The 24,449-nt window shown below is 73.9% G+C and carries 23 protein-coding genes; 11 read left to right on the forward strand and 12 right to left on the reverse strand.

Translation table 11 applies throughout. The features are described from left to right. The first annotated feature begins 25 nt into the window (after window positions 1-25). Together mca and CITRIK5_RS00965 are read left to right on the forward strand one after the other, a co-directional pair. Window positions 26-1,018 (forward strand): mycothiol conjugate amidase Mca, encoded by a 993-nt coding sequence (mca, locus tag CITRIK5_RS00960; RefSeq protein WP_095353415.1) that lies wholly within the window; start codon window positions 26-28, stop codon window positions 1,016-1,018. Window positions 1,019-1,066: 48 nt separating this feature from the next. Beyond that, complete coding sequence (locus tag CITRIK5_RS00965) at window positions 1,067-1,471, forward strand: hypothetical protein (RefSeq protein ID WP_036316330.1); 405 nt, start codon at window positions 1,067-1,069, stop codon at window positions 1,469-1,471. A gap of 156 nt (window positions 1,472-1,627) precedes the next feature. On the opposite strand, the gene CITRIK5_RS00970 is transcribed toward CITRIK5_RS00965, so the two are convergent. After that, window positions 1,628-2,347, reverse strand: coding sequence for a hemolysin III family protein (locus tag CITRIK5_RS00970; RefSeq protein ID WP_123244297.1), 720 nt, complete (start codon window positions 2,345-2,347; stop codon window positions 1,628-1,630). A 105-nt stretch (window positions 2,348-2,452) separates the two neighbouring features. Between CITRIK5_RS00970 and CITRIK5_RS00975 the strand changes: the two genes are divergently transcribed. Next, a complete protein-coding gene (locus CITRIK5_RS00975; RefSeq protein ID WP_041105013.1) occupies window positions 2,453-3,226 on the forward strand; it encodes an isoprenyl transferase in 774 nt (257 codons plus the stop codon). Here CITRIK5_RS00975 and CITRIK5_RS00980 read toward each other — a convergent pair. Then, a complete protein-coding gene (locus CITRIK5_RS00980; RefSeq protein ID WP_230297415.1) occupies window positions 3,205-3,846 on the reverse strand; it encodes a rhomboid family intramembrane serine protease in 642 nt (213 codons plus the stop codon). The genes CITRIK5_RS00975 and CITRIK5_RS00980 overlap by 22 nt on opposite strands. A 227-nt stretch (window positions 3,847-4,073) precedes the next feature. Here CITRIK5_RS00980 and CITRIK5_RS00985 point away from each other — a divergent pair, with 227 nt between their 5' ends. Next, window positions 4,074-5,522 carry a PhoH family protein gene (locus tag CITRIK5_RS00985; protein WP_041105009.1) on the forward strand — a complete coding sequence of 483 codons (1,449 nt, stop codon included), beginning with the start codon at window positions 4,074-4,076 and terminating at the stop codon, window positions 5,520-5,522. A gap of 344 nt (window positions 5,523-5,866) precedes the next feature. Beyond that, window positions 5,867-6,370 (forward strand): A24 family peptidase, encoded by a 504-nt coding sequence (locus CITRIK5_RS00990; RefSeq protein WP_036316321.1) that lies wholly within the window; start codon window positions 5,867-5,869, stop codon window positions 6,368-6,370. Window positions 6,371-6,460: 90 nt separating this feature from the next. Here the strand turns inward: CITRIK5_RS00990 and CITRIK5_RS00995 are convergent, their stop codons facing one another. Together CITRIK5_RS00995 and CITRIK5_RS12395 are read right to left on the reverse strand one after the other, a co-directional pair. Then, entirely contained in the window at window positions 6,461-7,882 is a 1,422-nt protein-coding gene (locus CITRIK5_RS00995) for a class II fumarate hydratase (protein ID WP_044659622.1), read from the reverse strand. Window positions 7,883-7,937: 55 nt separating this feature from the next. Next, window positions 7,938-9,134, reverse strand: a complete 1,197-nt coding sequence (locus tag CITRIK5_RS12395; RefSeq protein ID WP_159832871.1) for a DUF4245 family protein — start codon at window positions 9,132-9,134, stop codon at window positions 7,938-7,940. A 107-nt stretch (window positions 9,135-9,241) separates the two neighbouring features. On the opposite strand from CITRIK5_RS12395, the gene glpX reads away from it, so the two are divergent. Beyond that, a complete protein-coding gene (glpX, locus tag CITRIK5_RS01010; protein ID WP_010079310.1) occupies window positions 9,242-10,264 on the forward strand; it encodes a class II fructose-bisphosphatase in 1,023 nt (340 codons plus the stop codon). Between the two features lie 23 nt (window positions 10,265-10,287). On the opposite strand, the gene manA is transcribed toward glpX, so the two are convergent. From manA to CITRIK5_RS01030, 4 genes are read right to left on the reverse strand one after another with little or no spacing between them, the layout of a single operon-like run. Next, the gene (gene manA, locus CITRIK5_RS01015; RefSeq protein WP_060973934.1) at window positions 10,288-11,532 is read right to left on the reverse strand and encodes a mannose-6-phosphate isomerase, class I; all 1,245 of its coding nucleotides are present in this window, start codon (window positions 11,530-11,532) and stop codon (window positions 10,288-10,290) included. 41 nt (window positions 11,533-11,573) lie between these two features. Next, on the reverse strand, window positions 11,574-13,166 hold the full coding sequence (locus CITRIK5_RS01020; protein WP_230956225.1) for an LCP family protein: 1,593 nt from the start codon (window positions 13,164-13,166) through the stop codon (window positions 11,574-11,576). Between the two features lie 20 nt (window positions 13,167-13,186). Continuing rightward, window positions 13,187-13,738: a 5-(carboxyamino)imidazole ribonucleotide mutase gene (gene purE, locus CITRIK5_RS01025; RefSeq protein ID WP_159832873.1), complete on the reverse strand. Its 552-nt coding sequence runs from the start codon at window positions 13,736-13,738 to the stop codon at window positions 13,187-13,189. After that, window positions 13,735-14,940 (reverse strand): 5-(carboxyamino)imidazole ribonucleotide synthase, encoded by a 1,206-nt coding sequence (locus tag CITRIK5_RS01030; RefSeq protein ID WP_159832875.1) that lies wholly within the window; start codon window positions 14,938-14,940, stop codon window positions 13,735-13,737. The genes purE and CITRIK5_RS01030 overlap by 4 nt, the downstream gene beginning before the upstream one ends. A gap of 163 nt (window positions 14,941-15,103) precedes the next feature. On the opposite strand from CITRIK5_RS01030, the gene CITRIK5_RS01035 reads away from it, so the two are divergent. Next, window positions 15,104-15,664: a GtrA family protein gene (locus CITRIK5_RS01035; RefSeq protein ID WP_060973963.1), complete on the forward strand. Its 561-nt coding sequence runs from the start codon at window positions 15,104-15,106 to the stop codon at window positions 15,662-15,664. A gap of 27 nt (window positions 15,665-15,691) precedes the next feature. On the opposite strand, the gene CITRIK5_RS01040 is transcribed toward CITRIK5_RS01035, so the two are convergent. Continuing rightward, the gene (locus CITRIK5_RS01040; protein ID WP_060973964.1) at window positions 15,692-16,315 is read right to left on the reverse strand and encodes a hypothetical protein; all 624 of its coding nucleotides are present in this window, start codon (window positions 16,313-16,315) and stop codon (window positions 15,692-15,694) included. 170 nt (window positions 16,316-16,485) lie between these two features. Between CITRIK5_RS01040 and CITRIK5_RS01045 the strand changes: the two genes are divergently transcribed. Next, a complete protein-coding gene (locus CITRIK5_RS01045) occupies window positions 16,486-17,007 on the forward strand; it encodes a WhiB family transcriptional regulator (RefSeq protein ID WP_081097744.1) in 522 nt (173 codons plus the stop codon). Window positions 17,008-17,062: 55 nt separating this feature from the next. Here CITRIK5_RS01045 and CITRIK5_RS01050 read toward each other — a convergent pair whose 3' ends face one another. Continuing rightward, window positions 17,063-17,608 carry a hypothetical protein gene (locus tag CITRIK5_RS01050; RefSeq protein WP_230956229.1) on the reverse strand — a complete coding sequence of 182 codons (546 nt, stop codon included), beginning with the start codon at window positions 17,606-17,608 and terminating at the stop codon, window positions 17,063-17,065. 62 nt (window positions 17,609-17,670) lie between these two features. Here CITRIK5_RS01050 and CITRIK5_RS01055 point away from each other — a divergent pair, with 62 nt between their 5' ends. From CITRIK5_RS01055 to CITRIK5_RS01065, 3 genes are read left to right on the forward strand one after another with little or no spacing between them, the layout of a single operon-like run. Further along, the gene (locus CITRIK5_RS01055; RefSeq protein WP_020628239.1) at window positions 17,671-17,973 is read left to right on the forward strand and encodes a DUF3499 family protein; all 303 of its coding nucleotides are present in this window, start codon (window positions 17,671-17,673) and stop codon (window positions 17,971-17,973) included. Between the two features lie 45 nt (window positions 17,974-18,018). Continuing rightward, entirely contained in the window at window positions 18,019-19,578 is a 1,560-nt protein-coding gene (gene ahcY, locus CITRIK5_RS01060) for an adenosylhomocysteinase (protein ID WP_230260086.1), read from the forward strand. 47 nt (window positions 19,579-19,625) lie between these two features. Next, window positions 19,626-20,846, forward strand: a complete 1,221-nt coding sequence (locus CITRIK5_RS01065) for a TIGR01906 family membrane protein (RefSeq protein WP_155933588.1) — start codon at window positions 19,626-19,628, stop codon at window positions 20,844-20,846. A gap of 75 nt (window positions 20,847-20,921) precedes the next feature. Here CITRIK5_RS01065 and CITRIK5_RS01070 read toward each other — a convergent pair whose 3' ends face one another. Both CITRIK5_RS01070 and CITRIK5_RS01075 read right to left on the reverse strand, forming a co-directional pair. Continuing rightward, the gene (locus tag CITRIK5_RS01070) at window positions 20,922-22,760 is read right to left on the reverse strand and encodes a long-chain fatty acid--CoA ligase (RefSeq protein ID WP_159832877.1); all 1,839 of its coding nucleotides are present in this window, start codon (window positions 22,758-22,760) and stop codon (window positions 20,922-20,924) included. Between the two features lie 68 nt (window positions 22,761-22,828). Further along, window positions 22,829-24,442, reverse strand: coding sequence for a phospholipid carrier-dependent glycosyltransferase (locus CITRIK5_RS01075; RefSeq protein ID WP_159832889.1), 1,614 nt, complete (start codon window positions 24,440-24,442; stop codon window positions 22,829-22,831). Window positions 24,443-24,449 lie beyond the last annotated feature (7 nt).

The following is a 24,449-nucleotide window of genomic DNA, read 5'->3' on the forward strand; positions in this document are numbered from 1 at the left end:
ATCCGGACAGGAGTGTGCGATCCCCGTGACCGATCAGACCCCCCAGGCCCAGCCCGCCGCAGGCACCGCCCTGCCGCCCTCCACCGGGCTGCGCCTCATGGCGGTGCACGCCCACCCGGACGACGAGTCCTCGAAGGGGGCCGGCACGATGGCCGCCTACGCGGCGGCCGGGGCCGAGGTCATGGTCGTCACGTGCACCGGCGGCGAGGCCGGCACCCTGCTCAACCCGTCGTTCGGGGACACCACCCGGGCCGACCGGGACATCGCGGCCGTGCGCCGCGAGGAGATGGCGGAGGCCGCGCGCATCCTCGGCGTCCGGCACGCCTGGCTCGGCTTCCTCGACTCGGGCCTGCCCGAGGGGGATCCGCTGCCGGCCCTCCCGGCGAACTGCTTCGCCGAGGTCCCGCTCCGGGATGCGGCGACCCCGCTGATCTCGCTCGTGCGCCGGTTCCGCCCGCACGTGCTCATCTCCTATGACGAGGTCGGCGGCTACCCGCACCCGGACCACCTGCAGGCCCACGCCGTGACGATGGAGGCCTACCGGGCCGCGGGCCTCGCAGACGAGTACCCCGAGGCCGGGCCCGCGTGGGAGGTCTCGAAGGTCTACTACGACTGCGGCTTCAACCCGCGGAAGTTCCGCACGATGGCCGCGGTGGCCGAGGCCGACGGCGAGGACGTGCCGTTCGCCCGACGCCTGATGATGTTCGACGCGATGGACGCGATGCGCGAGGTGCTGCGCCGCCGCGAAGCCGGGGAGGACGTGCCCGACCCGGAGGTCATCCCGCCGTGGGTCACCGCGGACCACGACGTCACCACGCAGGTGGACGTCACCGGCTTCCTCGACGAGCGCGACGCCGCCCTGCGGGCGCACCGCACGCAGATCGACCCCGACGGCATGTTCTTCGACGCCCCCCACGACCTGCAGCGGCGCGCCTGGCCGTGGGAGGACTTCGCGCTGATCGACTCGCGCGTGCCCTCCGAGCTGCCGGAGCACGACCTCTTCGCCGGCCTGCGCTGAGTCGCCCCGGCTCGGGCCGTGCGGCCGGGGCCGGTAGAGTGGGGCGGCGTGACACCCCTGTCTGGCCTTCCCCTCGTCCTCACCGCGCTCGCGGCCGCGAGCCCCGCGCCGGTGCCCGCCGTCCCGGAGCCGACGCTGCGCCCCGGGCTCGAGGAGGCGGAGGTCACCCCCGGCATCGAGGGGTTCCTGTTCACCGCGCTCATGGTGGTCATGGCGATCATCGTCCTCCGCGTCATGGTCCGCTCGGTGCGCCGCGTCCAGCAGCGTTCCCCGGAAGCCGAGGCCATGCTCGTGGAGCGCCATCAGCAGCACCTGCCGGACGAGGTCCGCGCGGGCGGCGAGCACCTGGACGCGGACTCCGAGGACCGACTGCGCCGCCTGCAGGAGAAGTACCCCGGCTACCTCCAGGCGCCGGCCCCGGAACCCCAGGCCCCGGACACCGGACGCGACTGACCGCCGTCGGGCCCGCGCACGCCCGAGACTCGGCGCCGGAGACTCCACGCCCGAACCCTTGAGGCCCGCAGACGCGCCGCTACGGCATGGACGTAGCGGCGCGTCTGCGGGCCTCGGCGCTGCCCGGCGGGGCGCAGGCCCCCGTCCCAGACACGCTCAGGCGACGACGAGCACCGCCCGGTAGATGGCGACGGCGTGGCATACGAAGCCGGCCACCGTGAAGGCGTGGAACAGCTCGTGGAAGCCGAACCACTCGCGGTGGATCGTGGGGGCCTGCAGCGCGTAGAAGACCGCGCCCGTGATGTACGCGACGCCGCCGGCCACGATCAGCCACCCCGCCGCCGCATCCGCGGCGAAGAAGTCGCCCAGGTAGAGCAGCGCCGCCAGCCCGAGGGCCACGTACACCGGCGTGTAGAGCCAGCGCGGCGCGTCCGTCCACAGCACCCGGAACGCGACGCCGGCCACGGCCCCCACCCACACCAGGGTGAGCAGCACACGCGCCCGGTCCGGAGGCAGCAGGGCCAGGGAGAGCGGCGTGTAGGTGCCGGCGATGACCAGCATGATGTTCGTGTGGTCCAGCCGCTTGAGGACACGGGAGACCACCTCGTTCCACTGCACCAGGTGGTACGTCGCCGAGACCGCGAACAGCAGCAGGCCCGTCACGGCGTAGACCGCGCTGGCCCACCGCAGCGTTGCAGTCGGCGCGAGCACGATGAGCACGATGCCGGCCGCGAGCGTCAGCGGCGCCATGACCGCGTGGATCCAGCCGCGCAGTCGGGGCTTGTACAGCGGATGGTCGGGGTCGCGGACGCGCTCGACGCGCCAGCGCAGGCGGCGGGTGGCGTCGGCGTCGCGGAGGGGTGTCACAGGGTCCATGCGTCCATTGTCGCCGGTCGGGTCGGGGCCCGGGCACGGGATGGTCGCTGTGTGCCGCGCGCGTATCCTGGAGGCTCGCAGGACCGTCCGAGAGGGGAGCGCGCCGTGGGTCGACCCGAGGCCTTCTACCGCCTGTACGAGCGGCGGCTGACGCGCGGCCTGGACCCGGAGCGGCTGCCCCGGCACATCGGCGTGCTGGTGGACGGCAACCGTCGCTGGGCCCGCGCGTTCGGGGCGTCCACGCAGCAGGGCCACCAGGCCGGCGCCGAGCGCATCCTCGACTTCATCGGCTGGTGCGACGAGGCCGGCATCCCCGTGGTCACGCTCTACATGCTCTCCACCGAGAACCTGCGGCGCCCGGCGGAGGAGCTCGCCCCGCTCCTGGAGATCATCCAGACGACGGCGGAGCGCCTCGCCCAGCCGGCCGAGGGCCGCGCCCCCGTCTGCGTGCAGCCGGTCGGCGCGGTGGACCTGCTCCCCGAGCCCATGGCGCGACGGCTCGCCGAGGTCGCCGAGCAGACCAAGGGCCACGACGGCGTGCACGTGAACGTGGCCGTGGGCTACGGGGGCCGCCAGGAGATCCTCGACGCCGTGCGCGAGCTGCTGCGGGACGAGCACGCCCTGGGCCACAGCGCGGCGGAGGTGGCCGAGTCCGTCACCGTCGAGCAGATCGCGGACCGGCTCTACACGCGCGGCCAGCCGGACCCGGACCTGGTCATCCGCACGTCCGGGGAGCAGCGGCTCTCCGGGTTCCTGCTCTGGCAGTCCGCGTACTCGGAGTTCTACTTCTGCGAGGCCATGTGGCCCGCGTTCCGCAAGGTCGACTTCCTGCGTGCCCTGCGCGACTACGGCAGCCGTCAGCGCCGGTTCGGCACCTGACGGTCGGCGCGGCCCCACCACAGGCCCAGCAGCACCCCGACGACGGCCCCGGCCAGGTGGCCGGTCCACGAGATGCCGGGTGCCGGCAGCAGGCCGATCAGGCTCGAGCCCAGGTGCGTGAGCGCGACGAGCACGGAGACGACGACCGCCCCGATCCGCCGCACCGCGATCCCGTAGACGATCAGGAACGCGATCAGCACGTACACGATCCCGGAGGCGCCGATGTGCACGCCCGGGGTGCCGATCACCCAGGTCAGCAGGCCCGAGCCCAGCCAGGCGCAGACGAGCAGGGCCACCGGCCGACGCGAGACCAGGGCGGCCAGCGGACCGAGGACGAGCAGCGCCGTCGTGTTGCCGATCAGGTGGGCCCAGCCGGCATGCAGCACGGGGGAGAACAGGACCCCGTCGAGGCCGTCGAGGCGTCGGGGGATCAGGCCCACGCCGGGGATGATCACCCGGCCGAGGAAGATCAGCACGACCTGCGCGACCCACATGGCCGCGATCAGCACGGCGGTGGGCGCGACGGCGCCCAGCAGGCGGCCGCCGGCGCGCTCGGCCAGGGTCGGGGCGGGGGCCGGGCCGCCCGGCAGATCGGGCAGGCCGGGGGACGGGCGGTGCATGCTCAAGGGCCCTCCTGTGGACGGGGAGCGGGCGGCCGTCGGGACGTCGGCGGCGCGTCTCCAGTGTAGGGAGCGCGGGACGCCGGGGCCGTGGCGGAGCCCGGACGGACCGTCACCGTGACTTCATCCCGGGTTCACCGTGCCGGGACCCGGCGGACGACGCCGCTTCCTAGCGTGGACCGTGGGCGGACCCCCGTCCGCACGGTTCACCGGCACAGGAGGCAGACATGGTGGCAGAGCTCGTGGAGCACGCGCAGACCCGGCAGGAGCCGTCGAGCCGGCCGGGCCAGGCGCGTGCCGAGGCGGGGGCGGCGGAGGCGACCGGCCTGCGGACCTACGTGGTGGACACGTCCGTGCTGCTCTCGGACCCGCGCGCCCTGCTGCACTTCGCCGAGCACGAGGTGGTCCTGCCGCTCGTGGTGGTCTCGGAGCTCGAGGCCAAGCGCGCCGACCCCGACCTCGGCTACTACGCGCGCACGGCCCTGCGCCTGCTCGACGATCTGCGCGGCCGCCACGGCGCGCTGGACCAGCCCGTGCCGATCACCCCCGAGGGCGGCACGCTGCGGATCGAACTGAACCACGTGTCCGTGGACGTGCTGCCCCTGGGCATCCGCGGCACGGACAACGACTCCCGCATCCTCGCCGTCGCGAAGGCGCTCGCGGACGAGGGCGCCACGGTCACGGTCGTGTCCAAGGACCTGCCGATGCGCGTGAAGGCGGCGGCCATGGGCCTCGCCGCGGACGAGTACCGCCACGAGCTCGTGCGTGACTCGGGCTGGCGCGGCACCGTCTCCCTCAGCGTGGCGCAGGAGCGGCTGGACGCCCTCTACGACGACGGCGAGGTCGACCTGGCCGGCGTCCCGCTGGGGACCCTGACCGGCACGGGCGTCGAGACCGGGCCGGAGGAGGCCCCGGCCGAGGCGGACCGCCTGCCGGTCAACACGGGGCTGGTGCTCACCGCGCCCCGGGGCTCCGCCCTGGCCCGGGTCGGCGAGGGCGGCCGAGCCTGCCTGGTGCGCGGGGACCGCGACGTGTTCGGCCTGCACGGCCGTTCCGCCGAGCAGCGGCTGGCCATCGAGCTGCTGACGGATCCGAGCGTGGGCATCGTCTCCCTCGGCGGCCGCGCGGGCACCGGCAAGTCCGCGCTGGCGCTGTGCGCGGGCCTCGACGCCGTGATGGAGCGCCGCGAGCACCGCAGGGTGGTCGTGTTCCGCCCGCTGTACGCCGTCGGCGGCCAGGACCTCGGCTACCTGCCCGGCTCCGAGGGCGACAAGATGGGCCCGTGGGCGCAGGCCGTGTTCGACACCCTGGGTGCGCTGGTCTCCCCGTCCGTGGTGGACGAGGTGGTGGACCGCGGGATGCTGGAGATCCTGCCGCTGACGCACATCCGCGGCCGCTCGCTGCACGATGCGTGGGTGATCGTGGACGAGGCGCAGTCGCTCGAGCGGAACGTGCTGCTCACGGTGCTGAGCCGGATGGGCCGCAACTCGAAGGTCGTGCTGACCCACGACGTCGCCCAGCGGGACAACCTGCGCGTGGGCCGGCACGACGGCATCGCGGCCGTGGTGGAGCGCCTCAAGGGCCACCCGCTGTTCGGACACGTGACGCTGACCCGTTCCGAGCGCTCCCCGATCGCCGCGCTGGTCACGGACCTGCTGGAGGAGGGCCGGGCCTGAGCCGGGCGGCGGGGTCGGTCATGAAAAAGGGGCCGCTGCCGAAGCAGCGGCCCCCGGCGGGGGTGCTCGGCCCCGCGGAGGGGGGGATGGGGGACCGAGGAAGCCCGCCACCATGGCCCCTTTGAAACGGGATTGAGGCCATGGGGTCTGTGTGAGCCCCGTACGTCCATGAGACGGCTGGAAGCTCGTGACTTCAGAGTAGACCCGTGCCCGGGGTCGTCGCAATGGGCGGCCCCGGTTGCGCTGTCGGCAGAACACCGGGTGGCCGGACCGTGAACGCGAGGTGGCCTGATCGCCTGTGGACGGCGGCCCGGCGGGTGCGCCGCCCGGCCTAGGCTGGGCGCATGAGCGGAGTGGGATGGGCGTGGACGCACGGCGCGCCGGCGACGGCGGTGCTGTGGACCCTGGGGCTGGCGTGGTTCGCGGTGTGCTCGGGCGTGCTCGTGCGCACGGACCTGCGGGAGCATCGGCTGTCGAACCGATGGACGCTGCGGCTGGCGCTGGGCGGGTTGGCGATGATGACCGGGGGAGCGCTGCTGGCGGGCCGGGGTGACCTGGCCCTCTGCAGCCTGCTGGGCGGTCTCGGCTACACCGTGGCGATGCTCGCGCTGCACGTGCTCAGCCGCGGCGGCCTCGGGATGGGGGACGTGAAGCTCGCCGGCGGCCTGGGCGTGTACACGGGGGTGCTCGGTCCGACGGCGGTGCTCGCCGCCGGGGTGGGCGCGATCCTGCTCGGCGGCGTCGTGGCGGGGCTGCTGGTCCTCGCGGGCCGGGCGACGGGGCGAACGGCGCTGCCGTTCGGGCCGGCGATGGTGGCGGCGGCCGCCGGAGTGCTGGTGCTGGCGTGAACGACGAGCGGCCGCCCTCCGCACGGGAGGACGGCCGCTCGGCGTCGTGGCCCGGGAGGCGGCGTCGCGCCGCTCACCGAATCCGCCGGATCACTCCGGGTGGGTCATGGACATGGTGTCCAGGGCCTTGTCCAGCTGCTCCTCGGTGATCTCGCCGCGCTCGACGTAGCCGAGGTCCACGACGGCCTCGCGCACGGTCATCTTGTTCGCGACGGCGTGCTTGGCGATCTTGGCGGCGGCCTCGTAGCCGATCACCTTGTTCAGCGGGGTCACGATGGACGGCGAGGCGCCGGCGAGGAAGGCGCAGCGCTCCTCGTTGGCCTCGATGCCGTCGATCATCTTGTCCGCCATGACGCGCGTCGTGTTGGCCAGCAGGCGGATGGACTCGAGCAGGTTGGCGGCCATCACGGGGATGCCCACGTTGAGCTCGAACGCGCCGTTGGTGGAGGACAGGGCGACGGTGGTGTCGTTGCCGATCACCTGGGCGCACACCATGATCGCGGCCTCGCAGATCACGGGGTTGACCTTGCCCGGCATGATCGAGGAGCCCGGCTGCAGGTCCGGGATGGCGATCTCGCCGAGGCCGGTGTTCGGGCCGGAGCCCATCCAGCGCAGGTCGTTGTTGATCTTCATGAGCGAGAACGCGATGTTCCGCAGCTGGCCGGAGGCCTCCACGAGGCCGTCACGGTTGGCCTGGGCCTCGAAGTGGTTGCGGGCCTCGGTCAGCGGCAGACCGGTCTCCTCGGCGAGCAGCTCGATCACGCGGGCGGAGAAGCCCTTCGGGGTGTTGATGCCGGTGCCCACGGCGGTGCCGCCGAGCGGGACCTCGGCCACGCGCGGCAGCGCGGACTGGATGCGCTCGATGCCGTAGCGGACCTGCGCGGCGTAGCCGCCGAACTCCTGGCCCAGGGTCACCGGAGTGGCGTCCATGAGGTGGGTGCGGCCGGACTTCACGACGCCGGCGAAGGCCTCCGCCTTCTTCTCGAGGGAGACGGCCAGGTGGTCCAGCGCCGGGACGAGGTCGTTCACGAGGGCGGCGGTGACGGCCACGTGCACGGAGGTCGGGAACACGTCGTTCGAGGACTGGGAGGCGTTGACGTGGTCGTTGGGGTGCACCTCGTCCTCGGAGCCGGCCTCCTTCAGTGCGCGGGTGGCGAGGGTGGCGAGCACCTCGTTGGTGTTCATGTTGGAGGAGGTGCCGGAGCCGGTCTGGAACACGTCGATCGGGTACTGGTCGTCGTGGTCGCCGGCGATGACCTGGTCCGCGGCGGCGACGATGGCGTCCGCGCGCTCCTGCGAGATGATGCCCAGCTCGGCGTTCGCCTTGGCCGCGGCCTTCTTGACCTGCGCGAGGGCGTGGATGTGGGCGGGCTCGAGGCCCTTGCCGGAGATCGGGAAGTTCTCCACGGCGCGCTGGGTCTGTGCACGGTAGAGCGCGTTCACCGGCACCTTCACCTCGCCCATGGTGTCGTGCTCGATGCGGAACTGCTGATCGGTGTTCTCTGCGGTCATGGTCACATCCTAGGACGGCGTGGGCGCCCGGTGCCGCACCGGACGCCCGACGTCGTCAGACCGCCAGGTCGCCGTGCACGCGGCCCGGTCGCGCGGTGCCCTCGGACAGCGAGTAGGTGAGCCCGACGACGGCGGTGCGCCCGGACTCGACGGCCGCGCGGACGGACTGCGAGGTCTCCAGGAGGTGGTCGCAGGTCTGGTCCACGTGCTCGGCCACGAACTCGTCGACCTCCTCCAGTCCGCGGCGGCGCCCGGCCAGCACGGACGGGATGATGCGCTCCACGAGGGGGCGCACGAAGCCGCGCGGCATGGTGCCGGAGATGTAGGACTCGACCGTCGCCGTGACGGCGCCGCACGAGTTGTGGCCCAGGACGATGACGAGCGGGATCTCCAGCACGTCCACGCCGTACTCGATGGAGCCCAGCACGGCGTCGTCGATCACGTGGCCGGCCGTGCGCACCACGAACACGTCGCCGAGGCCCAGGTCGAAGATGATCTCGGCCGCCAGGCGCGAGTCGGCGCAGCCGAAGATCACGGCGACCGGGGCCTGGCCGGCCGTCAGCCCGCTGCGGCGCTCGGCGTTCTGGTTCGGGTGGCTCGGCTCGCCCGCCACGAAGCGGCGGTTGCCCTCGACGAGGACCTCCCACGCCTCGGCGGGGGTCAGGTCGGAGGTGGGGACGACGCCGTGCGCCAGGTCTTCGAGGACGGCGCGGTCGCCGGTGGTGGTCAGCACCACGGTGCTGCCGTCCACCTCCGCCACGAGCCGTCGCTCCGGTTTCTTCGGATCGGCGTGGAGGTCCCACGCGATCCCGTCGATCTCGATCGTCTCCGACGTCGGGACCTGGTCCACCCGCAGGCTCACCCAGGTGGGGTCGACGTCCTCGGCCTGCTGCAGGCCCGCGAACACCGTGTCCGTGACCACCCAGCCGACGTCCCACGTGGAGACGCCGTCCAGCTTCTGCAGGCGGGCGTAGTTGGCGTACCAGGACTCCGGCACCTCGGGCGCCAGGGCCGGCAGGTCGCCGTCGTCGTGGGGGACCGTGGCGGCCTCGGCGGCGACGTCGACGCGGTCCTCGCGGGGCCGCTGCGGCGGCTCCGGATTGAGCAGGAGGACCACGGCCACGATCGCCAGCAGAGCCACCAGGGAGAGCACCATGGCCATCCACGGCTGCCGGGCCCGCTGCGCCTGCGTGGCGGTCAGGACGGGGCGGGGGGCGGGGGAGTGGGGGTCGGCGGAGCTCACGGTCAGCATTGTGCCACCCGCGGGAGACCACCCCCGTAGGATGAGGACCGGGGCAGAGCCGCCCTCACGCCCCGTCCCGTGCGGACGGAGCGCCGCGAGCAAGGATCGGAGCAGCGATGACCAGCGCGTCCTCGGAGAAGACCGGCTACGAGAATCACGTCCCGGACCGCAACCTGGCCATGGAGTTGGTGCGGGTGACCGAGGCGGCGGCCATCGCCGCGAGCCCCTGGGTGGGCTACGGGGACAAGAACAAGGCGGACGGCGCCGCGGTGGACGCGATGCGCGCGTTCATGGACACCGTGGCCATGGACGGCACCGTGGTGATCGGCGAGGGCGAGAAGGACGAGGCCCCCATGCTGTTCAACGGCGAGCAGGTCGGCGACGGCTCCGGCGCCGCCGTGGACGTGGCCGTGGACCCGATCGACGGCACCCGCCTGACCGCCATGGGCTACAACAACGCGCTCTCCGTCTTCGCGGTGGCCGAGCGCGGCACCATGTTCGACCCGTCGGCCGTGTTCTACATGGACAAGCTCGTGGTGGGCCCCGAGGCCGCCGACTTCGTGGACATGCGCCTGCCGGTGAAGCAGAACGTGAACCTCGTGGCCAAGGCCCTGGACAAGCCCGTCTCGCAGGTGACCGTGTGCGTGCTGGACCGCCCCCGCCACGAGGGCCTGGTCAAGGAGATCCGCCAGGCCGGCGCCCGCGTGAAGTTCATCCTGGACGGCGACGTCGCCGGCGCCATCGCCGCCGCCCGCCCGGGCACCGGCGTGGACATGATGATGGGCATCGGCGGCACCCCCGAGGGCATCGTCACCGCGTGCGCGATCAAGGCCACCGGCGGCATCATCCAGGGCCGCCTGGCCCCCACCGACGACGCCGAGAAGCAGAAGGCCCTCGACGCCGGCCTCGACCTCGACGCGGTGCTGACCACGAACGAGCTGGTCACCTCCGACCACTGCTACTTCGCGGCCACCGGCATCACCGACGGCGACCTGCTGCGCGGTGTGCGCTTCGCCGACGGCCGCGTGCACACGCAGTCCATCGTGATGCGCTCGTCGTCCGGCACGGTCCGCACCGTGGACGCCGAGCACGACGTGAAGAAGTGGTCCAAGTGGCTGGGGGACCGCGACGCCCGCTGAGCCCGCGGGCCGGTCTGCCGGGCTCAGCCCCGCGGCAGGCCGGCCACGTGCACCGTCGCCGGGGCGCCGGCCGCGGCGCGGACGGCCAGCGGGCCGGACGCCGTCTCCGCGGCGGGCAGGAACACGGCCTCGCCCGGGCCCAGCTCGATCTCCTGGCCTGCCAGGGCCAGGCTTGCCGTGCCGCGGGTGACCACCGCGATCCCGGGCCCGTGCACGTCGAGCCCGTGGACGGCGTCGTCCTCGAGCGTGGCCTGGAGCAGCTCGAACTCCTCGAACGGCGGGCGGAAGGCCACCACGGAGTCGGCCACGCGCTCGGGCTCAGTGGAGGGCACCGGCAGCGCCTCGAAGGTGACCACGCGGCGCAGCTCGGGCACGTCCATGTGCTTCGGGGTGAGTCCGCCGCGCAGCACGTTGTCCGAGGCCGCCATGACCTCCACGCCCAGCCCGTGCAGGTACGCGTGCACGTTGCCGGCGGGCAGATGGATGGCCTGACCCGGGGCCAGGTCCACGCGGTTGAGCAGGATGGCCACCACCACGCCGGGGTCGTCCGGGTGGTGCTGGGCGGCCTCGAGGGCCGTGGCCAGCGAGGGGTCGCGCTCGGCCAGGTCCGGCGCAGCCCGCAGCACGTCCACGACCTGCGCCACGGCGCCGGGGGCGCCCCACACGGAGTCCGGGTCGAGGATCGAGGTGAACGCGTCCTCGAGGTCCCCGGCGGCGAGGGCCTGGCTGATCCGGGCGGCGGCGATGGCGACGGCGGACGTGTCCCCGTCCGCCCGCTCCGTGAGGGCACGGGCCAGGGCCTCGAAGCTGTCCGAGGAGACCTCGGGGGAGCGGAAGCCGCACATCGCCGAGAAGGGGGTCAGCGCGAGCAGCATCTCCGGCTTGTGGTTCGCGTCCTTGTAGTTGCGCTCCGGGGCGTCGACCGGCACGCCGGCGGCCTCCTCCGCGGCGAAGCCCGCGCGGGCCTGCTCCAGGGTGGGGTGCGCCTGGATGGACAGCGGGGCGCCCGCGGCGAGCAGCTTCATGAGGAAGGGCAGCCGGCCCTCCGGCGCGACGGGCCCGAGGCAGCGCTCCGGGTCCGCGGCCACCACCTCGTCCAGGCCGATGTGGGCGCCGTCCGCCACGACGGCGACGCACGGGGCGCCCGGATGGTCGCCCAGCCACAGCTCGGCCTCGGGGCGGCCGGTGGGCTCGCGTCCCTGCAGGTCGGCGAGGAGCGTGGGGGAGCCCCAGGCGTAGTCACGGATCACGGGCTTCAGGACGTGCATGCGCCCAGCCTAGGTCAGCCCGTCGGCCCGCGCGTCGCGCCTCACGGGGCCGGGACGCACAGCCCGTTGGTCGAGGACGCGTGGTTCAGCACGTCCTCCTGGCCCAGGTCCTCGGCCGTCATCAGGTCCTCGGCGGTGAAGGGCTCGCCGTCGGAGCGGGTCGGCGGGGCCGGCCACGTGGCCGGGTCGTCCTCGTCGACGTCGGGGGTCTGCGTCTCCTGCGCGACGACGGCCAGCACGGTGAGCAGCGGCGTCGCCGAGACCCCGGTCGGCTCCGATCCGGCGGTCACGGACTCATCGGCCAGCATCTCGTCCACGCGGCGGTGGACGAGGTCGTAGTCGGGGTAGGTGGTGAAGTGGGTGCCCGTGTCGCCGAAGTCGGGCGGGCCGATGGTCAGCCGCCGCATCTTCTGGCCGCGCGAGCGCTCGGCGAGGTCGACGAACGTGCCGAGCTGGGACTGCGGCAGGTCGGTGGTCACGATCTGCTGGCCCGCCGCGAGGATCCCCTCGAAGCGGGTGAGCACGGTGGCGGGGCTGAACTGCTCCAGCATCGCCGCCTGCATGCACTGCTGCCGGCGGATGCGGGCGTAGTCGGTGGACCAGTGCCGGGAGCGGGCGAAGGCGAGCGCGTCGTCGCCGTTGAAGTGGTGGGTGCCCGGCTCCCACCAGATGTTGCCCCAGACGCCGTCGGGCCGGACGCCGCGGTGCACCACGTAGCCGCCGCTGACGACGTCCACCCCGCCCATGGCGTCGATCAGCTGGGCGAAGCCGCCCATGTCCATGAGGGCGTAGCCGGAGACGTCCAGGCCGAGGATGCCGCCGGCGGCGTCCTTCATGGCCTCGGCGCCGGGGTGCTCGGCGTCCGGGTAGAGGTCTGCGTGGTGCTCCTCCACGTCCGTGTAGAGGGCGTTGAGGATGCACTCGTCGCCGCAGTCGAAGCCGTTCGGGTACACGTCCCACAGCGGGGAGCCCTCGACGAACGGCGCGTTCTGGAGGTTGCGGGGCAGGGAGAACATCACGATGGCGCCGGTGCGGGCGTCCACGGAGACCACGTGCATGGAGTCCGGGCGCAGCCCCTGGCGGCCCTCGCCGGCGTCCGCGCCCAGGACCAGGATGTTGTAGCGGCCCTCGGCCTCCGGGACGGCCGGCCCCTCCTGGAAGACCTCGCCGAGCGCCCCGCGGCTCGTGTTCGCCGCCCAGCCGCCGTAGAGCAGGGCGCCGCTGGTGAGCACGAGCGCGAGCGCGGTGACCGCCGCCGTGATCTTCCGCGCGCCGGGGGCGAGCAGGTGCGGCCCGATCAGCCGGAACGTGTCCACCCACAGCACCGCCCAGCCCACCGCCAGCGCCGCCAGGACCACCGCCAGCCCAAGCAGCACGCCGTCCCGGGCCATGAGCGAGATCAGGCTCGCGCGGGAGACCAGCCACCACAGCAGCCCGAGGATCAGCACGGCCCACACGGTGACGGTGACCCGCAGCGCCACGCGGCCGAGCCGGCGGCTGCCGGCGACGAGCTGGGCGCCGCCGGGGACCAGCAGGGTCAGGGCGGTGAGGATCAGCGCCCGGCGGGTGCGCTCGGTGGGGGAGGCGACGCGTGGATCTCGGAGCGGGTCGGGCTGCGCGTGACCGGCGGGCACGGATCCGGTGGCGGGCGACATCAGCGGTCGGCGGCCATCCGCTCGCGCAGGCGGGCCCCCTTGGCCCGGGCCTGGGCGTTGAGCTCGTCGGCGTGCTCGGCGAGGGCGGCGCGCAGGCGGTCGCCCTCCGCGGTGTCGGCCGAGGCGAGGATGCGGGCGGCCAGCAGGCCGGCGTTGCGGGCGCCGTCGATGGAGACGGTGGCCACCGGCACGCCGGCGGGCATCTGGACGATCGAGAGCAGGGAGTCCATCCCGTCCAGGCTCTTGAGCTTCACGGGCACGCCGATCACGGGCAGGGGGGTGACGGCGGCGAGCATCCCGGGCAGGTGCGCCGCGCCGCCCGCGCCGGCCACGATCACGCGGATGCCGCGCTCGTGCGCGCGGGCGCCGAACTCCACCATCTCGTGGGGCATGCGGTGCGCGGAGACCACGCCGACCTCGACGGGCACGTCGAGCTCGCGCAGGGCCTCGGCGGCCGCGCTCATCACGGGCCAGTCGGAGTCGGAGCCCATCACGACGGAGACGACCGGGGCGTCGTCCTGCAGGGGCGGGGTCTGGGGCGTGGCGGTCATGGGCGGGCCTCCGTCTCGGTGCCGGTGGTGGGGGCGTCGTCGCGCAGCAGTGCGGCGGCGGACTCGGCGGTCCGCACGGCCTCCTCGAGGCTGAGGCCGTGGTCCGCAACGACGTTGACGTGACCGACCTTGCGGCCCGGGCGCACGTCCTTGCCGTAGAGGTGGACCTTGGCCTGCGGGTGGGCGGCGAGGGCCGCGACGCTGCCGGCGTGCAGGTCCTCGCGGGCGCCGCCGAGGACGTTCTTCATCACGACGCCGGCCCCGCGGGGGGTCGTCTCGCCCAGCGGCAGGTCGAGCACGGCGCGGACGTGCTGCTCGAACTGGCCGGTGACGGCGCCGTCCATGGACCAGTGGCCGGAGTTGTGGGGGCGCATGGCCAGCTCGTTCACCTGGAAGCCCGGGCCGACCCCCGGCGTCTCGAACAGCTCGACCGCGAGCATGCCGGTGACGTCCAGCTCCTCGGCGAGGCGGACGGCCGCGGCGGTCGCGGCCGCGGCGACGGCCGGGTCGAGGTCCTGGGCCGGGGCGACCACGAGGTCGCACACGCCGGCCACCTGGACCGAGTCGACGATGGGGTAGACGGCCACCTCACCGGAGGGGGTGCGCGCCACCTGCGCGGAGAGCTCACGGGAGAAGGGGACGAGGGCCTCGGCCAGCAGCGGGGTGATGCCGGCGCCGAGCCACGCGGCCAGGGTGCCGTCCGCGGCGGAGGCGCGGGCGTCGTCGGCGTCGTCGAGCTTGAGCACGCCCTTGCCGTCGTAGCCGCCGCGGGCGGTCTTGAGGATCATGGGCCAGCCGTGCTCGTCGCCGAAGGCGAGGACGGCCTCGAGGTCGTCGACCGGCGCCCACGCCGGGTTCGGCAGGCCCAGCCGCTCGACGGCGGCGCGCATGACCAGCTTGTCCTGCGCGTGCTGCAGCGCCTCGGGACCGGGGCGCACGGCGACGCCGGCCTCCTGCAGGGCCCGCAGGTGCTCGGTGGGCACGTGCTCGTGGTCGAAGGTGACCACGTCCACCGTGGCCGCGAACGCGCGCAGGTCCGCCAGGTCCGTGTGGTCGCCGACCACGTGGGGGGCGACCTGGGCCGCTGACGCGTCCGGGGCCTCCGCGAGCACGCGGAAGGGCACGCCGAGCTCCGCGGCCGCGCCCGCCATCATGCGGGCCAGCTGCCCGCCACCGATCACACCGAGTCGAGGGGAAGTCACCCGCACAGGGTAGTCGGACCGGCTGAGAACTCCGTCACGGAGGGGCGGCCGACGCCGGATCCGAGGAGGTCGCGCGCCGGGGGCGCGGCTACAGTGTTCCCCAGCCCTGCGCGGGTCCGGCCCGCGTGCACACCCCCGTCCCGAACCAGAGGAGTCCACGCCCATGCTGTCCGATCTCTGGGGCCGCCTGACCGGGATGGTCTCCCTGCTGTGGCGGGAGGTGGCCAAGTTCGGCACCGTGGGTGCGGCCGCGTTCGTGGTGGACTCGCTCGTCTTCTGGTGGATGATGACCGGCCCGCTCGAGGGGTCCAACGTCAAGGCCAAGATCGTGGGCGGCGTCGTCGCTACCCTGTTCAGCTGGGTCGCCAACCGCTACTGGACGTTCCGGGACAAGCGCTCCTCGAACAAGACGCGCGAGCTCGTGATGTTCCTGATCATGAACGCGATCGGGCTGGGCATCCAGGCCGGCTGCGTGGCGATCGCGCAGTACCTGATGGGCGTGACCGACCCGACCGGCCTGTTCATCGCCGGCAACGTGATCGGCCTGTTCTTCGGCACCGTGTTCCGCTACTTCGCCTACCGGTTCTGGGTGTTCAAGGAGAAGCTGGACGTGGAGCCCGGCTTCGCCAGCGACCTCGCGATCATCACCGGCCAGATGCCCGTGCTGCGCGAGGACCAGATGCCTCCGCACGGCCGGCACCGCACCCCCGACGCCGGGGTCTGAGCGCCCCGGCCTGACCCCGCCGCCCCGTCAGGGGCGCACGGTCACCGCCCGACCCGCGTCCCACGCCTCCAGCGCGGCCCGCACTCCCGCCCACGTCAGGCGGGGGCGCGGGCCGTCGTCGTCCGGGGCGACGTCGGCCCCGGTCGGGATCGACGCGGGCCGCACGTGGTCCACGGGGCCGGGCAGGGCATCCGGCTGGGCGCGGATCTCGGCGGCCACGTCCACGACGGCCGGGTCGGCGGCCGGGCCGTCGAACTCGGGCTCGAGGCCGCGCGGCAGGACCACGGCGAACACGGTCACGGACGGGCCCGGCCACGCCTCGGGCCGATCCGTGAGGACGGCCGCGGGGGAGTCACCCTCGAGGGCGGGCTCGGCCTCGGCGCAGAGCACGCCGAGGGCGAGGGCGTGGGAGAGCCAGTGGACGGGCAGGTCCAGGGCGACGGCGTCGCCCGCGCCGATGCCCTCGGCGCCGAGCAGGCCCGCGAACTTGGCGGCCCAGTTCACGGTCACGCGGCCCGAGAGCTCGATGCGCTGGTCCACCGCGCCGGGTTCGCCCGGGGCCCCCGGCTCCTGGACGAGCGCGGGCCGCGGGGAGGAGGCGAGGCGGAGCACGAGGGGGCCGGTGGACCGGGGTGCGGAGAGGGAGACCATGGGCCCAGTGTGGCACCCGCTCGGTTTGACTCGGCATGAATCACACCGATGTAATGAACCCGGGCCAACGGTCCCGGCAGGAGGGGCCCGCCGGCTTGCCCGGCACCCGCGCGGACCGCACGATCACCCGGCCCACACCGCCACGTCGATCCCGGGAAGAGGCGTCACACATGGAGCAGACCCAGCGAGTCGAGGACGCGCACCGCGCCGATCCCGCGCCGGCGCCTCGTCCGCGGAGCGTCCCCAGCGACTGGTTCCTCGACCCCGCCGACCCGCAGGCCGGCGTCTCCGGCGCGAGCCTCGAGGACCAGGCGACCGCCTTCCTCACCGCCCATGACCTCGACGACGAGACCGGCACCCCGGCCGCCACCGTCACCGCCCTCTTCCCCGGCGACGCGCGTCCGGTCGAGGCCGTGCCCGTCTCCGCCGACTGGGCCACCATCCCGGGCGTGACCACCGAGCCCATCGAGGGCGAGCTGGCCTGGCAGGCGGACGCCCTGTGCGCGCAGACGGACCCCGAGGCGTTCTTCCCGGAGAAGGGCGGCTCCACGCGGGACGCCAAGCGCGTGTGCGAGGCCTGCACCGTCAAGGACGCGTGCCTGGAGTACGCCATGGCGAACGACGAGCGCTTCGGCATCTGGGGCGGGCTCTCCGAGCGCGAGCGTCGCCGCCTGCGCCGCGCCCGCGCCTGACGCACGGCGCCCGTCCGTCGGGCGCGGTGCCCGGCGCGGACCGCCCGGTCCGGGCTCAGCCGCGGCCCCAGCTGGGGTCGAGCACCTGCGGGTCCACGCCCAGCGCGTCGGCGCAACGGCTCAGCGCCACCCCGTAGACGGCCCCCTCGAGGTCGGCCGGGTCGGCTGCGTCCCGCAGCGGCCGCTCGAACAGGGTGATCAGCACCCCGTCCCGGCCCTGCCGCTCGGCCCGCGCGAACAGCGCCTCCTCATCCCGTTCCCGGCCGGCGTGCAGCTCGCGCAGCCGCTCGTCGAGCCGGTCCGGGATGCGCTCCACCCGCGCGGTCACGTGCCGCAGCCCGGGCGCGTCCAGGGAGCCCAGCCGGTCCACCGCCTTCTCGACGGCGGTCAGCAGCGCCTCGCTCCGGCCCCGCTCCGAGCGCGCACCGAACGGGCGCGGATGCCGCAGTCCTCGGCCACGGCGGTCCCGGCCGCCGCGCCCCGCGGGGGAGGAGACGCCGGCCTCGGCCGGGCCGCCCTCGACGCCCGGCTCGGCCCCCGCGGCGTCGCCCGCCCGGAACGGCAGGGGGTCGAGGGGATCGGAGGAGGCGGACGCGGTCATGCGCGCCATGGTAGGCCACCGCTCCGGGCCGTCCGCCGAGTAGGGTGGCGGGCGTGGGACCCATGCGACGCTGCAGCAAGACCGGATGCCAGAGCCCTGCCCTGGCCACGCTGACGTACAACTACGCGGACTCGCAGGTGGTCATCGGGCCCCTGTCGCGCCGGGCGGAGCCGCACACGTACGACCTCTGCGGCGAGCACGCTCGGCGCACCACGGCCCCGCGCGGCTGGGAGGTGCTGCGGCTGGAGCTGCCCGAGCACTACGAGGCCGTCGACGCGGACGGCGGCGTGCGCACGGTCCCCACCCGGCCCATGGCCGTCCCGCCGGCCCGCCCCGGGCTGCGCGTGGTGCGTGACGGGGACTGACGCGGCACGTGTCGTGCCGTCCGGGGCCTCGCTAGGCTGGAGGGCATGACTGAGACCTCCGCAGAGTTCCGCACCCCCGACGTCGACCCGGCCTTCGCCAACCGCACCACCGTGCCCGGTGCCTCGTTCGACTTCACGGTCCGGGACCTGTCCCTGGCCGAGGCGGGCCGCCACCAGATCCGCCTGGCCGAGCACGAGATGCCGGGGCTGATGTCCCTGCGCGAGGAGTACGGGGAGGCCCAGCCGCTCAAGGGCGCCCGCATCGCCGGCTCCCTGCACATGACCGTGCAGACCGCCGTGCTCATCGAGACCCTCATCGCCCTCGGCGCCGAGGTCCGGTGGGCCTCCTGCAACATCTTCTCCACGCAGGACGAGGCCGCGGCCGCCGTCGTCGTGGGCTCGGGCACCCCCGAGGACCCGCAGGGCGTGCCGGTGTTCGCCTGGAAGAACGAGTCCCTCGAGGACTACTGGTGGACCGCCTCGCAGATCCTCACCTGGCCGGGCGCGGACGAGGATCCGGAGCTCGGCCCCAACATGATCCTGGACGACGGCGGCGACGCCACCCTGCTGGTGCACAAGGGCGTCGAGTTCGAGGCCGCGGGCGCCGTGCCCAGCGCCACCGAGGACGATCCCGAGGAGTACCGGATCATCCTCGAGACGCTGCGCCGCTCGCTGGCCCGCGACCCGCAGCACTGGACCCGCACCGCCGGCACCCTGCGCGGCGTCTCCGAGGAGACCACCACGGGCGTGCTGCGCCTCTACCAGCTGGCGCAGGAGGGCCGCCTGCTCTTCCCGGCGATCAACGTGAACGACGCCGTGACCAAGTCCAAGTTCGACAACAAGTACGGCATCCGCCACTCCCTGCCGGACGGCATCATGCGCGCCACGGACGTGCTGATCGGCGGCAAGGTCGCCGTGGTCTGCGGCTACGGCGACGTCGGCAAGGGCGCCGCCGAGGCCCTGCGCGGCCAGGGCGCCCGCGTGATCGTCACGGAGATCGACCCGATCTGCGCGCTGCAGGCCGCGATGGACGGCTACCAGGTGGCCCGCCTCGAGGACGTGGTGGGCGAGGGCGACATCTTCGTCACCACGACCGGCGGCAAGGACATCATCATGGCCGAGCACATGGCCGCCATGAAGGACAAGGCCATCGTGGGCAACGTGGGCCACTTCGACAACGAGATCGACATGGCCGGCCTGGCCCGCATCCCCGGCGTCGTGAAGACCGAGATCAAGCCGCAGGTCCACGAGTGGACCCTGGACGGCGGCACGGAGGCCGAGCGCAGCATCATCGTGCTCTCCGAGGGCCGCCTGCTGAACCTCGGCAACGCCACCGGCCACCCCTCGTTCGTGATGAGCGCGTCCTTCACCAACCAGGTGATGGCGCAGATCGAGCTCTTCGGCGGCTCCACGGGCACCGGCGCCCTGACCGGCGAGCACTACGAGAAGCGCGTCTACACGCTGCCCAAGGTGCTCGACGAGAAGGTCGCCCGCCTGCACCTGGACGCCCTCGGCGTCGGGCTGACCGAGCTGACCAAGGCCCAGGCCGAGTACCTCGGCGTGGACGTGGCCGGCCCCTACAAGGCCGACCACTACCGCTACTGATCCCCGGCGCCCGCGGGCGGACGGACCCACTCGAGAGAGGCACGAGCATGGCTTCCCATCAGGCCGGCCGCGGGCGCGACGAGCGCGCGGGGGCGGAGGACTTCGAATCCGGGCTGGACTACGGCGCGTTCGTCGAGGACGACGCCGCCGACGATCCGAACCGCACCCAGGCGCTGCCCGCCATGGGCCGGGACGACGACGGCGGCGCCCAGCACACCTCGGCGCTCAGCCCCGAGGACCTCGCCGCGCTGCGCGGCGGGGACGCGGCGGCCGCGGACCGACGCGACGCCGGCCGCCCGGCCGCGGACGCCGACCGCGACATCGTCGCCTCCCGGGCCGTGCCCGAGGGCGGCCGGCGGCCGCTGCCCGGCGCCGACGAGCTCGGCCCGCTGAGCGCCGCCGTCGGGGCCCGCGCGGCGGGGTCGAGCGCCGCCGCCCCGGTCGACCGCTACCCCGAGGACGGCACGGCCGCCCCCGTGGCCCAGGCGGCGGCCCTGCAGGGCCCCACGCCGGAGGAGCGCGCGCGCCTGCCCAAGGCGGGCCCGCGCCTGGCGCAGGTGCTGCTGGCGATCCTCGCCCCGCTCGCCCTGCTGCTGGCCACCGTCCGCCTCGTGGCGAGCCCGGTGTTCCTGTGGCTGGAGTACCACCGGCCCGGGTTCCCCGCGGACCGGTTCGGCTTCACCCTCGCCGACCGCATGCACTACGGCTCCGCCGGGCTGGACTACGTGACCAACCTGGCCGGGCCGCGATACCTCAGCAGCCTCACGCACCAGGGCGCGCCCCTGTTCACCGAGGTCGAGGTCGACCACATGACGGATGTGAAGACCGTGCTGTGGATCGCCGCCGCGGCGCTCGTGGTGCTCCTGGTGGTGTGCGCCCTGCTCATCGCGTCCCTGCTGCGCACCAGCCCCGGCGGGGTGCGCCGCGCCCTGTTCGCCGGCGCCGTGTGGCTGCCGCTCGCGGTGATCGCGCTCGCGGTCCTGGCGGTGCTGGGCTGGGAGACGTTCTTCGCTGGCTTCCACTCGCTGTTCTTCGCGGACGGCACGTGGACGTTCTCCGTGCGGGACGCTCTCATCCGCCTCTACCCCGAGCAGTTCTGGGTGGACGCGGCCGTGGTGGTCGGGCTGGTGACCCTGCTGGCGTCCCTCGTGACGCTCGTGCTCACGTGGCCCACGCGCCGCCGTCGTGAGCTGAGCGCGGACCGCCGCGAGCAGCTGCTGCGCACCCGCCTGCGCTGGGCCCGGGAGGACGACGCCGTGGTGCGCTGACCGCCGCCGGACGACACCGGGAACGGGCCGGGAGGACGAGGCGTCCTCCCGGCCCGTCGTCGTCCGGGGGCGGGGTCAGCGGCGGTAGAGGGCCTCGACGTCCTCGGCGTGGTCCTCGATCACCTGGGCCCGCTTGAGCTTCTGGGACTGGGTGACGTGCCCGGAGTCCTCGGTGAACGGGTGGTCCAGGATCCGGAATCGGCGGATGGACTCGGCACGGGAGACGCCCGCGTTGACCTGGTCCACCGCCTCCTGGATCGAGGCCAGCACGGTGGGGTCCGTCGCGGCCTCGGCCGGAGTGAGGCTGAGCTCGCGGTCCAGGGCCCACTGGGTGAAGGCCTCGGTGTCCAGGGTGATGAGGGCGCCCACGAACGGGCGGTTCTCCCCGACCACCACGACGTGCTCGATGAGCCGGTGCTGGCGCAGCGCCTCCTCCATGGGCGTGGGGTACACGTTCTTGCCGCCGGCGGTGATGATCACGTCCTTCTTGCGGCCGGTGATCCGCAGGAAGCCGTGCTCGTCCAGCGCACCGATGTCCCCGGTGCGGAAGAAGTCGTCCTCCATGGCCTCCGCCGACGCCTTGGGCATGCCGTGGTAGCCGTCGAACACCACGGGGCCGCGGATGAGGATCTCGCCGTCCTCGGCGATCTTCACCGTCACCCCGGCCACGGGCAGGCCCACGGTGCCCACGCGGTGCGCGCCGGGGATGTTCACGGTGGCCGGCGCGGTGGTCTCCGTGAGGCCGTAGCCCTCCACGATCGGAATGCCGGCGCCGCGGAAGAAGTGCACCAGCTCCGGGGAGAGGGCGGACGCGCCGGACACGCACGAGATCACCTCGCCGCCGAGGGCCTCCCGGATCTTGCGGTAGACCAGCCGGTCGAACAGCGCGCGCCGGGCGCGCAGCAGGGCCGAAGGCCCGGGGCCGTCCCCGAACTCGGCCTCGTCCACGGCCGTGGACCACTCGATGGCGGTGCGCTTGGCGGCCGCGTAGATCGGCCCGGTGCCGCTCTTCTGGGCCTTGGCCTCGATGCCGGCCTCGACCTTCTCGAACACGCGCGGCACGGCCAGCAGCCACGTGGGGTGGAAGGAGGCGAGGTCGCCGAGCAGCGTGGCCGGGGAACCGGAGTGGGCCACCTGGATGCGGGCGTACAGGCAGATGACCTGGACGGCGTGGGCGAGCACGTGGGCCAGCGGGAGGAAGAGCAGGGTGCGCGACGTCGTCGTCTCCGGGGACCACTGGACCACCTCGCGCGCGAAGTGCAGCACGTTGATGGCCGCGCCCACGAAGTTGCCGTGCGTGATCACGGCGCCCTTCGGGCGGCCGGTGGTGCCGGAGGTGTAGACGATCGAGGCGGGGCTGGCGAGGGTCGCCAGCGAGCGGGCGTGCTCGACGGCGTCGTCCGACACGAACGCGCCGGCCTCGGCCAGCTCCGCCAGCCCCGCGTCCGTCAGCGGGAACGTCGCCACGTCCACGCCCGCGTGCCCGGCGGCCTCGGCGACGCGCTCGCCGAGCTCCTCGCTGCCGACGGCGACCACCCGCAGCCCCGAGTCCGTGACGATGTGCTCCACCTGGTGGGCGGAGGAGGTCTCGTAGATCGGCACGGAGACGGCGCCGGCGAACCACACGGCCTGGTCGAGGACGGCCCACGCGTAGGAGGTGGGGGAGAACAGGCCCACCCGGTCCCCGGGCTGGACGCCGTGGGCGATGAGGCCGGCCGCCACGGCGCGCACCTGGGTCAGGAACGCAGTGAAGTGGACGTCCACCCAGCCGCCCGCGCCGTTGCGCTGGGCGTACACGGGGGCGTCCGGCCGATCGGCACAGGAGGCGACGATCAGGTCCGTGATGTTGGAGTCCGCCGGCGGCATGCCGATGAGCTCGGTGGCGGACTCATGGACGGGGCTCTGGTTCTGCACGGTCCGAGCGTATCCATTTTCGGACGTGCGGCGCGCATTCGGGCACACCCGCGCCCGCGACGCGGCCGTCAGATCCAGCTGCTGAACCACATCCGCCAGCGCCACTGGTCGTACGAGATGACGTCGCCGATCCAGACGGGCAGGAAGAACAGGGACACGGCGACGGCGAGCGTCACGTACGCCAGCACCAGGGCCGAGCCCCAGCGGGGCCCGGGCCGGCGGCCCGGCCGCAGCAGCAGCGAGAGCGCCAGGGCGATCATCATCACGAGGAAGGGCTCGTAGGCGATCGTGTAGAAGAAGAACATGGTCCGCTCGGGCCACAGGAACCACACCAGCTGCCCGGCCGCGTAGGCGCTGAGCAGGGCGCCGGCCCGCCAGTCCCGGTGGCGCACCAGCAGCCACACGCACACGAGGACGGCGGCCAGGCCCGTCCACCACACGAACGGGTTGGCGATGTCCGTGATGGCCGCCGAGCACGCGCCCGCGGCGTCCGCCGGGCAGACCCCCTCGCCGGGCTCTGCACCCTCGTAGTAGTAGCTCACGGGCCGGCCCATGAACGGCCAGGTCCACGGGTTGGCGGCGTAGTCGTGGGGGCTGGTGAGGCCCTGGTGGAAGGTCGTGGACTCCACGTGGTAGTGCCACAGGGAGCGCAGCGGACCGGGGACCAGCCCGGCGAGCAGGCCCTCCGGCGGGTTGTCCCGGTGCCAGTCCCGGTAGTAGCCGCCCTCCGTGACGAACCAGCCGGTCCACGAGGCCAGGTAGGCGACCAGGCCGCCGCCCACCACGGCCACGAACGCGTACAGGCCGTCCTTCTCGACGCCGGCCCACGCCCAGTGCCGCACCCCGGCGGTCCGGCGCGCGGACATGTCCCACAGGACCGTGAGCAGGCCGAAGGCCGCCATGAACGCCAGCCCGGAGAGCTTCACGGCGCAGCCGGCGCCCAGCAGCACGCCTGCGAGCAGTCGCCACGGGCGCCAGCCGAGCCACGGCCCGCTGGCCAGGGCGTCGCGTCCTAACCGGGCGACGTCGTGGGCGAGCCGCTCCGCGAGCAGCCGCCGGCCGTGGACGCGGTCCGCCAGCAGCGCGGCGAAGGCCGCGAGCACGAAGAACGAGAGGAAGATGTCCAGCAGCCCGATGCGGGACATCACCAGGTGGTGGCCCTCCACGGCCAGCAGCAGCCCGGCGACCGCGCCCAGGGACACCGAGCGCAGCAGGTGCTGCGTGGCGAGGGCGACCAGCAGGACGGACAGCGTGCCGGCCACCGCGGCGCTGAACCGCCAGCCCACCCCGTTGTCCGGGCCGAACGCGAGCATGCCCAGGCCGATCAGCCACTTGCCCAGCGGCGGGTGCACCACGTAGGCGGCCCCCTCGAGCGGCTCCGCCTCGCCGCGCGCGAACGCGTCGTTGACGTCTTCGTCCCACCGCCGCTCGTAGCCGGACTCCAGGAGGGAGTAGGCGTCCTTGGGGTAGTAGGTCTCGTCGAAGATCAGCTGGTCCGGGTGGGCCAGGTTCGTGAACCGCAGGACGCCGGCGATCGCCGTGACCAGCAACGGCAGGATCCAGTGCCACCGCGTCAGGGGCGCCGCACTCACCCCGAGGCGGGCGCGCAGGGCGGCGACGCCGAAGGGGCCGTCGTCGACCGCGACGGCGGCGGGGCGGGAGGCGAGGGCGGTGGCGGGCACGGGCTCC

It is taken from the genome of Micrococcus sp. 116, from assembly GCF_902506395.1.
GTDB lineage: Bacteria > Actinomycetota > Actinomycetes > Actinomycetales > Micrococcaceae > Micrococcus > Micrococcus luteus.

What these genes read in the sequence shown, in the direction of transcription:
- CITRIK5_RS00970 (WP_123244297.1), bottom strand. Translation starts at nt 2,347, where the DNA reads ATGGACCCTGTGACACCCCTCCGCGACGCCGACGCCACCCGCCGCCTG.
- CITRIK5_RS00980 (WP_230297415.1), bottom strand. Translation starts at nt 3,846, where the DNA reads ATGCACCGCCCGTCCCCCGGCCTGCCCGATCTGCCGGGCGGCCCGGCC.
- CITRIK5_RS00985 (WP_041105009.1), top strand. Translation starts at nt 4,074, where the DNA reads ATGGTGGCAGAGCTCGTGGAGCACGCGCAGACCCGGCAGGAGCCGTCG.
- CITRIK5_RS00990 (WP_036316321.1), top strand. Translation starts at nt 5,867, where the DNA reads ATGAGCGGAGTGGGATGGGCGTGGACGCACGGCGCGCCGGCGACGGCG.
- CITRIK5_RS00995 (WP_044659622.1), bottom strand. Translation starts at nt 7,882, where the DNA reads ATGACCGCAGAGAACACCGATCAGCAGTTCCGCATCGAGCACGACACC.
- CITRIK5_RS12395 (WP_159832871.1), bottom strand. Translation starts at nt 9,134, where the DNA reads ATGCTGACCGTGAGCTCCGCCGACCCCCACTCCCCCGCCCCCCGCCCC.
- glpX (WP_010079310.1), top strand. Translation starts at nt 9,242, where the DNA reads ATGACCAGCGCGTCCTCGGAGAAGACCGGCTACGAGAATCACGTCCCG.
- manA (WP_060973934.1), bottom strand. Translation starts at nt 11,532, where the DNA reads ATGCACGTCCTGAAGCCCGTGATCCGTGACTACGCCTGGGGCTCCCCC.
- purE (WP_159832873.1), bottom strand. Translation starts at nt 13,738, where the DNA reads ATGACCGCCACGCCCCAGACCCCGCCCCTGCAGGACGACGCCCCGGTC.
- CITRIK5_RS01035 (WP_060973963.1), top strand. Translation starts at nt 15,104, where the DNA reads ATGCTGTCCGATCTCTGGGGCCGCCTGACCGGGATGGTCTCCCTGCTG.
- CITRIK5_RS01040 (WP_060973964.1), bottom strand. Translation starts at nt 16,315, where the DNA reads ATGGTCTCCCTCTCCGCACCCCGGTCCACCGGCCCCCTCGTGCTCCGC.
- CITRIK5_RS01045 (WP_081097744.1), top strand. Translation starts at nt 16,486, where the DNA reads ATGGAGCAGACCCAGCGAGTCGAGGACGCGCACCGCGCCGATCCCGCG.
- CITRIK5_RS01050 (WP_230956229.1), bottom strand. Translation starts at nt 17,608, where the DNA reads ATGACCGCGTCCGCCTCCTCCGATCCCCTCGACCCCCTGCCGTTCCGG.
- CITRIK5_RS01055 (WP_020628239.1), top strand. Translation starts at nt 17,671, where the DNA reads ATGCGACGCTGCAGCAAGACCGGATGCCAGAGCCCTGCCCTGGCCACG.
- ahcY (WP_230260086.1), top strand. Translation starts at nt 18,019, where the DNA reads ATGACTGAGACCTCCGCAGAGTTCCGCACCCCCGACGTCGACCCGGCC.
- CITRIK5_RS01065 (WP_155933588.1), top strand. Translation starts at nt 19,626, where the DNA reads ATGGCTTCCCATCAGGCCGGCCGCGGGCGCGACGAGCGCGCGGGGGCG.